Genomic DNA, 9,536 nt, shown 5'->3' with positions numbered 1-9,536 from the left:
TTTTACTAAAATATCAAAAAAATTCCTGAAAAAACAAATAACGGAAATCTAAACCTGAAAAATTGTAGATCGCAAACTTTGAGACACAAAAAAAGACTGCCCCTTTTGAGACAGCCTCTTTTTTGTTATCAAAGATTTCAGAATACTGTTTATTTTGCATCACAAATAATAAAACGGTAAGAATAAAAAGTCTTATAAAATAACAGGTAAATTTTTAACTTTTATTCAGAAATACCCCTTAAACTGCTGTTAAAAGCATAATTTTTTGTTAAAACAAATTAGTTTAAAAGGATAATTTTATGTCTGTCGGACAATTTTTGTTATTTTAGTCCCTAAGATTGGAATTATGCTTATTGAAGATGAATTGAAGACGGTTTATGTAAACTATAAAATCAGGGAAATTGTTCCTTTTCTTATAAAGCTGACCCCAAAAGAAAAAAAAGAAACCTCAGTCATTCTAAAGAAATTCTTAAATAAAGACTGGGGCATAACAACATTTCTGTGCTTCCCGCTATGGCTTGCAACAGTACCCGGGATGAATATGAAAAGCTTGTACCGAACAACTAAACAGTACCAAAAAACTTATTGATGAATTATATGATCATGCTGTAGCCGGACAGCAAAACAAATGGCAAAACAAAATAACCTGAAAAAAATTATTATCAAATTAAAAACAAATGAAAGAAAGACTTTATGAGATCCTTAATGAGGAAAGAATACATGAGATTATTCCATTTCTGAAACAGCTTACAGCAGAAGAAAGGAAAGTGCTGGTCCCGACCATAAAAAAGCTGGACCGGGAGATCAGCAAGATTGTAATGACAAAAAACTCCTATCATACTGCCGGTTCTGCAGATCAGCACTCTATTATTGATATAGCATCTTTTGTCTGCATGGATCAGAAGCATTACGGAAAAAATTACTGGAGCCTTTTCAGAGACAAAGAGCAGACCGAAAACATACTGGAGTGGGGATGTCCGCCCTGGTTTTCGAATTTTATTAATGATTCTATAGATGCAGAATTTACAGCATTTAATTACCACGATATCTTAAGATGGTCAGAAAAAGGGTATGTACAGCCCAGGCCCGAACTTCTTGGGTATCACCTAAGCCTTCATCCATCTGATCTTGAGAAATACCCGGAAACACTGGAAACCCATTTTTGGTATCTGTGCGAATTTCCTTCAAAATCACTGCCTTTTAAAAGAGAATGGCTTCCGGTGGTTCAAAAACTGATTGCCGACAATAAAATTGAGAGAAAAAGATTCCTCAGAGAATGCCTTCTGGCTGCAAACAGGAATTTTAATAAAAATGTAACAGGATGGTTCATGGATGCATTCAATATCCTGAAACCTTCTGACGATGAACTCATCATGCTTCAGGATGAACTCATGGCAGGCTTAGCCTCCGTACAGTCAAAGGCGGTCAATACCATACTCGCTCATTTAAAAAAAATAGTTCATGATCCGGCATTCAGAACCGGTGAATTTTCATATTTTCTTCCCAATCTGTTAAGTTCAGAAGTCAAAACAGTTGTTGCAGCAGGTCTTGCAGTGACTGAAAAAATCTTTCAGAAAAAGAAAGCTGGTACAGAAAACCTGGCAACGGCTTTAAGTGCGGCATTTGTAAACAAAGACGAAAGCATACAGACCAAAGCGGCAAAGATCATTCTTAAATATATCCCTGTTTCAGAAGAAATAAAGGAAGCTTTATCCCATTATGCTGATAATATATTGGCTAATGTAAGGCCTGGGCTGGTTCAGTACATAGCGAACAGACAATTGGAGCTTGATGTCGTTGAGACAGAAACGCTGGAACTTATCAATGAAGAATGCCAAGTGAAGGAACCGGAAAGCTTTGAAGATCTCATGTTTCTTCTTCCGCAGGCTATAGAAAACCCCGGAACTTACTATTACGATCTTGCGTTGGCAGGACTTGTACGTTTTGCTGATGAAGCTGATGCAGATTCCGTAAAGCTATTTGAACCCGTATTTCAGAAAGCCTGTAAAACTATTGGGAGATGGGAAGTACACCATTTTAATGTTTTGCTGTGTAATCTGATCATTAATTATGGGCTTACACTATTGGAAAAATTTCCGCTCCAGCTTAAAAGCCTGGAAAAAGTATATAAAAGAACCCGCGAAGACGAAGCTGCAAAAGAAACCCATTCCTCCTACCATAAAAAGCTGAGGCCGATCAAAGATATCCATGCCGGAGGATTGGCCATGGAGCCGTTCAAACATATAGCAGTACATGTTTTTAATAAAATAACATCAGGAGATCAAACTCCGCTGCTGTCTACAATAACCCATGAGCCATGCTGGATAAGTCCGGAAGCATTAGTGGAAAGATTTGAGATTTATCAGAATAAAAATATAATACCCAATGATCTGGATGTACAGCTGGCATTACAGCGCTGTTCACTGGAAAAAACCTCAGGTGCATTGCAGCAGGTGGAAAAGAAATTAAAAGGAGAATATAAAGACCTTCTGCTTTTCTTCTTTAATAAGAAACCTGTTCCAGAAGGGAAATTCGAACATCCGTCATGGTGGATGACCGCAGGAATTACGCGCTCCCCGGAAAAGTTTTTTGAACAATTCGAAGACTTCGGATACGGTGATATTCCCAAAGAATTCTTTACGGGTAATTATAAATGGAAAACCATCGACAGCAAAAAGAATTCTTATTATCCGGTTGAGCTTAATATCAGTGTTCCGAAATATCATCTGAAAAAAAGAGAACATCAGCTTTTCATGGAATATTTTATCGCGGAACAGAAAGATATCTCTGAAATACCTTCATTCATATGGAGCTTTCCGAATACGCCCGGAAATGTTTTTGCCAGGATCGTTAAAAACTGTCTGTTTTATTCAGGAATTGCAGAGGTTTACGAAAGAAGCCTTGTTCTGAGTACAGCACAGGCACTGCATCAGATGAAAAAGCCATTGGATGCAATGGGATACCTGTTTCTGGGAACTATTTTCCTGGACGGAGACAAAGTGATCCGCGGAACCGCTGCTGAAATCTGGCTGGAACATGTTTCCCATAAAGTAATGGATAATACCCGTTTAGGACAGGTAATCGGCCTTCATGAAAAGCTGGAATGGGCTCCTGTAAAGAGATTTACAGATCTTGTACAGCACCAGATGCTCAACGTCAGTAAAGATCACAATCTGGCGCTGGAAGAGCTTCTTACCCATGTTTTGCTTCAGATGGAAACACCAGTTACCAATCTTAAAAAAATATTGGATATTTACTACGAGGTTTTAGCTTTGAATCAATCGGAGCCTGATAAAAACCTAAAAGAAAAACTGAATAGCTGGAAAGACAATTCCAGCCTGAAAAAAATCTGCAATCTTCTTCTAAAAAAATAGATTATGGAAGAGATGCTAATTTACAATTACCAGAGGCCATCGTCTCTGGTGAAAAAAGATGTATCCGAAGAATTATTTCTGTCCAAATACAGCGAAATTCAGAAGACTACAGATGCTCCCTGCTTTTTCTGGGGAGATGTCAGCCAGCCGTTTATACTGGCAAGATGCCTGATTACGCTTTCCAATATTGTGAAATCAAGCTTTAATCTGTCGCCGTTTCAGTTGGCTTTGCTTAAAGATCCTATCGTCACTGCCGGAAACAGCAGGCTGCGCTTTGAAGGATTTTCACACTGTGCCGGTGTTTACGCCAGGGTTGATGTACTGCCGGATGGCCTGCATGGTGAATTCCTGGAAAACGGAACCACCAATGTAGATTTTAACCAGCCAATGATTACTGCGCTGGGAAGTATTCGTCTCAATGAAAAAATAATGCTTTCCGTAGGGGAAAAAGAAGTTGGGCTTTACAAAGAAGAAACAAAAGTAATCGAACGAAAGGTCCCGTTGCCTGTAAAATGGATTAAAGGGTTGAGCACCGTTCAGATCTATCTGTCCGAATCGGAAAAGCTTCACTGTTTTAATAAGATCCAGACCCAGCAGCTCTTCAGAGGAATTCCTAAAGGATCTATAAAATCAGATTACTACCTGATTATCAGGGGAAATAAGCCTATGTTTTCACCGGTAAAATCAACCGATGCTGTTTGTGTCGGCGGACTGCACAGGTTGCGCCTGCTGGAACCTCTTCTTCCTTATATCGACCAGATGCAGGTGTTTCCGCATGCAGACATGCAGTCTACCACATGGCAGCTTTATATGGGAAATATCAGGTTCAGTTTTTCATTGTCAAGAGAAACCTGGCGGGGTTTTTCCGGGGAAGGAGCAGTGCTGGACAGCCTCATTGATGATATTTCTGATGAATGGATTGATGCCCTGGATAAATATGCTTATGCCAATCAGTCTTTTAATCCTTCAGCATTTGCTTTAGATGAAAATATAAGCCTGAAAAAAACAGATAATCTTACAGGAAGACTGGCTGCTATGGGGCTTTTGGGTTATGATCTGGATGATAACGGGTTTTTCTATCGAAGGCTGCCATTTAAACTCAATAGAATTGCCGGTCTGAATCCACGGATGAAAAATGCAGAAAAGCTCATTACAGAAGGAAAGGTAGAGATTCTAAATAAGAATGAGGCCAGAACCGAAGCAAGAGTAGAAGGTACCGGTGTACATCATACTGTGATCATAGATGATGATAAAGAACGGTGCACCTGCGAATGGTTCAGTAAATACCAGGGCGAAAGAGGACCATGCAAACATGTTCTTGCTGTGAAGAAATTAGTGTGCAACTAACCAAAAAAGGACAGCTTGTGAAAAATAAGTCTGTCCTTTTTTATTAATGAATTTCCATCCATTCCTCATAAGAAAGAATACCCAATTCCGGTCTGCCTTCACCTTCAAGGATCGAGATAAACTCAAGCTGATTACCGTCCGGATCATTAAAATAGATCGCAAGTGCAGGCATCCATGCAAAGACCATAGGTTCATCTCTGCCATCTCTTAGAAAATTATAAGGCTTCAGATCTTTATTCTTCAGAAAGTCTGCAGAATAATTTAAAATATCTTCCTTACTGCTGGAAAAGGCAAAATGTCTTGGCTGAAGGTTTTCTTTCTGCTCCCACAGTCCCAGCATGAATTCCTTACCTTCACCGATCCACAAAAATGCAATGGGTCGTGTTTCATCCTTATGCGCCAGTTTCAATCCTAAAACTTCAGTATAAAACTTGACAGAATTTTCTAAGCTGCTTACCTGAATATGAGTTTCATATAATCCTTTGATCATGATTTACTTTTTTATTACTCGCAAAACTAGACAATGCGTCTTCAACAACGTAAGTTCTGTGATTCCTTTATTTGAATTGAGTGATAGAAAAATTTAATTTAAAAGTGAGAAGTTCTTGTTAAAATTCAATAGGAGCGGGCTTTAGCCCGCTTACAAAATACAATCACAATCATTGGCTTCAGCCTAAACCTAAATTCAATCACAAATTTCCCAATCATACAGCAGAAGATCTGTGGAAAAATTTTTCTTCCAATTAAAAAATAAAAAATCACATAAATATTTACTGCGCAAAAACACTGCGCAATACTGTTTTTACTTTGCATCAGAAATCAGAGAGGAATAAGATTTTCTAAGTCTAACAAAAAAACAGTAACTCATGAAATTTAATTTTTTAAGAAAAGAGAAAAATACCGTAGTGAACTACGAAGGTGCAAAGGCGTTTGCCATGACCCCTGCCGAAGAACTATATAGTGCTGTTGTGACAACAGGATTATCGAGTACATCTTATGAAAAAGGAAATGACAGATTAATAAGAATTCAGTCTCTGATCAAAAAAAATGATCCTGAATTTGTAGCTAAGCTGGCTGTTTATGCAAGAAAAGACATGTATCTGCGCTCTATTCCACTGGTATTGACCGCAGAACTGGCAAAGCATGCTTCAGGTACAGACTTAGTGAGCAAAACAGTAGATGGTGTAATACAGAGAGCGGATGAAATCACTGAGCTTTTGGCGTATTATCAGACTGCTAATGAAAGAACAGAGACCAAAAAGCTGAACAGGCTTTCCAAGCAGATCCAGAAAGGTCTTGCGAAGTCTTTCAATAAATTTGATGAATACCAGTTCGCAAAATACAACAGAAAAGCAGAAGTAACCCTGAAAGATGCCTTGTTTCTTGTTCATCCAAAAGCAAAAGATGAAAATCAGCAGGCGGTTTTTAACAAAATTGTGGGTGATAGCCTGGAAACTCCCTACACATGGGAAGTAGAGCTTTCTGTTTTAGGCCAGACGAAATTTGCCGGCGAAACCGAAAAAAAACAGGCTTTTAAAAATAAGTGGGAAGAATTGATCTTCAGCAATAAGCTGGGCTATATGGCGACCCTGAGAAACCTGAGAAATATTATAGAAGCTGGCATTTCTTCTAAAGCCATAAATAAAGTCTGTATCTATTTATCCAATGAAAAAGCGGTCATGAATTCAAAACAGCTTCCGTTCAGGTTTTTGGCAGCCTACAGGGAATTAAAAACTCTTGATTCACCTTACCTGTCATCCATTTTGGAAGCATTGGAAGATGCAGTCATGGTGAGTGCAAAAAACATTAAAGGTTTTGGTTTTGACACTTCTGTGGTCATTGCAGCAGATGTTTCGGGCTCTATGCAGCAGCCGGTTTCGCCAAGAAGTAAAGTATTGCTTTACGATATCGGATTACTGATGTCTATGATTTTACAGTCGCAGTGTAAGAATGTAATCACCGGTATGTTCGGAGACAGATGGAAAAGAGTTCCGATGCCTAAAAACGGTATTCTGAGAAACGTGAATGAGTTTTATAAGCGTGAAGGCGAAGTAGGTTACTCTACCAACGGTTATCTGGTGATTGAAGATCTGATCAAAAGAAGAGAAAAAACAGATAAAGTAATGCTGTTTACCGACACTCAGCTGTGGAACAGCAACGGAATCCTGCATTCTTTTGAAGACTCCTGGAACCGGTACAAAAGTATTGCTCCGGATGCAAAACTATATATTTTTGATCTGGCAGGTTATGGAAAACAGCCGTTGGATATCAGAAAGAATGATGTATACCTTATTGCAGGTTGGTCCGACAAGGTATTCGATGTACTGAATGCTTTGGAAGACAGAAAGTCTGCTATTCAGGTAATTAAAAAAGTGGTGCTGTAAAAAGCACTGCTTTCATCAGCCATCACTGATATTTAAATATTAAATAGATATAAAGAAATAAAATTAAGTGCGTAAAAAGAATGCGTACTTCCACAATAACTTTGCATTGTTATTAATCCGGTGCCGTAAGGAAAGAACTTCTTCGACTTCGACTTGAAACAAAGTCTTTCCGCCAGATGCCCGGTAAAACAAACCAATGCCGTACAATAAGAGTTTCATCGTCAAACTTCCAATTTGAATACATTCAAAAACTCTTATGGTCAGTTGCTTGGTTTTTTAAATAATAAAGCAAAGTATTTAAAGATAATAACCATGAAAATTGATAAACCTTGTCTTAAAGAAGCAGTGTATTGACGTTAATTCTCAATACATGAAAATAGAAAAAGTATTAAAGCAAGCTTTTGGAATCAATGAATACGAACTTATTGATTTTCCAAAGAAAATTTCCGGCATACAGATCTCACGACTGCTGCATGGAGATAAAATGGGATGTTTATATTGCTTTCCACATGGCTTCGAAACGGTTAATTCCCGTCAGAAAAAATATTCAGAGAAACTGGAAAAAATATAGAAAGGCTCATTTTAAAAATGGAAAGCAGGTGCCGTAACAGAAGTACTTCGCTGGGGGCAGCAATACAGGTTCAAATCCTGTTCTGGAAACAGATGGTGTAATGGTATCACTCTGTCATAAGTTTCTGTTTGAACAGAATGCCCTGCTTAAAAATAATCAAGTGTCGTTTTAGGGTCATACTTCGGGATTTTGAAACATTGTGTCGCAGGTTCGATTCCTGCCTTTTCCCTCGAAAAGGAGAGGTAGCTCAGCAGGTAGAGCAAATGCACGGAAGATCCTTTCATTGTTACCTTGATTTAAATAATAAGCAATATCATTTATATCAATATGACTTCATTTATAATGAATTATTAAAGTAAAAATAAAAAGTCAAGTGTCGTTTTAGGATCATACTTCGATTGTTAAACGTTTAGGTCGCAGGTTCGATCCCTGCCTTCCTTGTTGTAAACGGGATTGTAGCTCAGCAGGTAGAGCAAAACACAGAAAGATCCTTTCAGTATTACCTTGATTTAAAAAAAATGATTTATCTAAATGAAAATCTAAAGTAAAAAATAGAGAAAAAGTTAATATCAAGTATCGTAGGATAGAAATACTTCGTTCCAGGCTTAAAATGCAGGTGCAACTCCTGTCTGCGAAAGCAGTAGTCTAAAGTAAGACGTAAGCATAAAGTGTCTGTACGAAAATTACCTTGATGTAAATAAAAGAGTGCCGTAGAACAGTGTTACTTCGCTTATCACGACGGGGTTGCGGGTTCGAATCCCGCCTCTTCCACAAAAAGATACAGTTGATCATAGGAAGAGTAGCTCAGTTGGTTAGAGCACGCCATACACTTTCAGCTGTTGCCTTGTTTAAGATATAAAAGTGTCGTAAAGGAAAGTTACTTCGTCACACATTTTGGGAGGAATAGCGAAGCCGGTAAGTCCGGCAAGGCTATCCGGTTCGAATCCGGCAAGACAGCCCCAGACTTTCTTTGATCCTTACCTTTTTACAAAATGCCGGCGATTATTCGCCGGCATTAATCATTTTTTCTATTTCTTCTTCGAAAGCTTTCTTCCAGTTCATGATCGTTGTTCTGCTGATCTTATATTTCCGGGACATATAGCTGGTAGAGAAGCCATGCTTATTCTGATACTGTAAAAGCTTAAACATGGTTTCTTTATCATAGGTTTTAAGCTTCTGATTGTTGGTCTGGCTTTCTTTCGACTGTTCAAAAATCTTGTCATTGAAATTTAATACATCCTCCGTGGTATTCAGTTTTCCCAGGAGTTCTTTGATCTTCGGGTCTTTCAGCTTTTCCGGATGCTCCAGCCTCAGCATATCATAATATATCTTTTTGTAATTGGGACGCATAAAGAAATTCTGTTTATCCGTTAGTATTATCATTGTTTTTCTGAAGCCACCGGTGAAGCGTGCTTTTAGGAATAGAATACTCTTTGATGACCTCACCGTAGGTCATTTCGCCGGATAAAATCCTTTTCATAATAAAATCTTTGATTTCCTGGGTATAAATATTTTTCCTGAAATAAGGAATCTTATCAGACTTCTTATGATTCTTATTCACCGCAGACGGAGGTGCGTAAAGGATAAGGTGAGAGCTGTAAAGTCTGAAAAAATCATATTCCAGAAGCTTGCTCCATCGCAAAAGTAAATCCGTATCTATGGACCTGCTTTGGTATACATTTTCAATAAACTGATCATCCTTATTGAGAAAATTGCAGATCCTCTCCATGGATACCTCATTTTCATCAACCATCTCCTTGATAAACTTTCCTATATGAATTTCTTTATATAACATTTATAGAGTACTATTTTTTTAATTCATGAATTAAAGAAAATAGAAAAAATATTTACATTTCAGCG

At 38.1% G+C, this 9,536-nt stretch carries 7 protein-coding genes; 4 read left to right on the top strand and 3 right to left on the bottom strand.

Annotated elements, in window-relative coordinates:
* Nucleotides 1-677: 677 nt before the first annotated feature.
* The gene (locus tag J4Q03_RS19425) at nt 678-3,374 is read left to right on the top strand and encodes a DUF6493 family protein (RefSeq protein ID WP_426049769.1); all 2,697 of its coding nucleotides are present in this window, start codon (nt 678-680) and stop codon (nt 3,372-3,374) included.
* 3 nt (nt 3,375-3,377) lie between these two features.
* Nucleotides 3,378-4,721 carry an SWIM zinc finger family protein gene (locus J4Q03_RS19420; RefSeq protein WP_426049768.1) on the top strand — a complete coding sequence of 448 codons (1,344 nt, stop codon included), beginning with the start codon at nt 3,378-3,380 and terminating at the stop codon, nt 4,719-4,721.
* 43 nt (nt 4,722-4,764) lie between these two features.
* On the opposite strand, the gene J4Q03_RS19415 is transcribed toward J4Q03_RS19420, so the two are convergent.
* Nucleotides 4,765-5,211, bottom strand: coding sequence for a VOC family protein (locus tag J4Q03_RS19415; RefSeq protein WP_426049767.1), 447 nt, complete (start codon nt 5,209-5,211; stop codon nt 4,765-4,767).
* A 376-nt stretch (nt 5,212-5,587) separates the two neighbouring features.
* Here J4Q03_RS19415 and J4Q03_RS19410 point away from each other — a divergent pair, with 376 nt between their 5' ends.
* Both J4Q03_RS19410 and J4Q03_RS19405 read left to right on the top strand, forming a co-directional pair.
* Nucleotides 5,588-7,105: a TROVE domain-containing protein gene (locus tag J4Q03_RS19410; RefSeq protein WP_426049766.1), complete on the top strand. Its 1,518-nt coding sequence runs from the start codon at nt 5,588-5,590 to the stop codon at nt 7,103-7,105.
* A 370-nt stretch (nt 7,106-7,475) separates the two neighbouring features.
* Nucleotides 7,476-7,676 carry a phosphate ABC transporter substrate-binding protein gene (locus tag J4Q03_RS19405; RefSeq protein ID WP_426049765.1) on the top strand — a complete coding sequence of 67 codons (201 nt, stop codon included), beginning with the start codon at nt 7,476-7,478 and terminating at the stop codon, nt 7,674-7,676.
* 1,002 nt (nt 7,677-8,678) lie between these two features.
* On the opposite strand, the gene J4Q03_RS19400 is transcribed toward J4Q03_RS19405, so the two are convergent.
* Nucleotides 8,679-9,059, bottom strand: coding sequence for a helix-turn-helix domain-containing protein (locus J4Q03_RS19400; protein ID WP_426049764.1), 381 nt, complete (start codon nt 9,057-9,059; stop codon nt 8,679-8,681).
* Nucleotides 9,040-9,471: a transposase gene (locus J4Q03_RS19395; RefSeq protein WP_426049763.1), complete on the bottom strand. Its 432-nt coding sequence runs from the start codon at nt 9,469-9,471 to the stop codon at nt 9,040-9,042. Before J4Q03_RS19395 ends, J4Q03_RS19400 begins: the two co-directional genes overlap by 20 nt.
* Nucleotides 9,472-9,536: the final 65 nt, after the last annotated feature.

It is taken from the genome of Chryseobacterium sp. NFX27, assembly GCF_049887855.1.
Classification (GTDB): domain Bacteria; phylum Bacteroidota; class Bacteroidia; order Flavobacteriales; family Weeksellaceae; genus Chryseobacterium.
The sequence above is the reverse complement of the archived record's forward strand: the minus strand, read 5'-3'. Positions and strand labels throughout refer to the sequence as shown.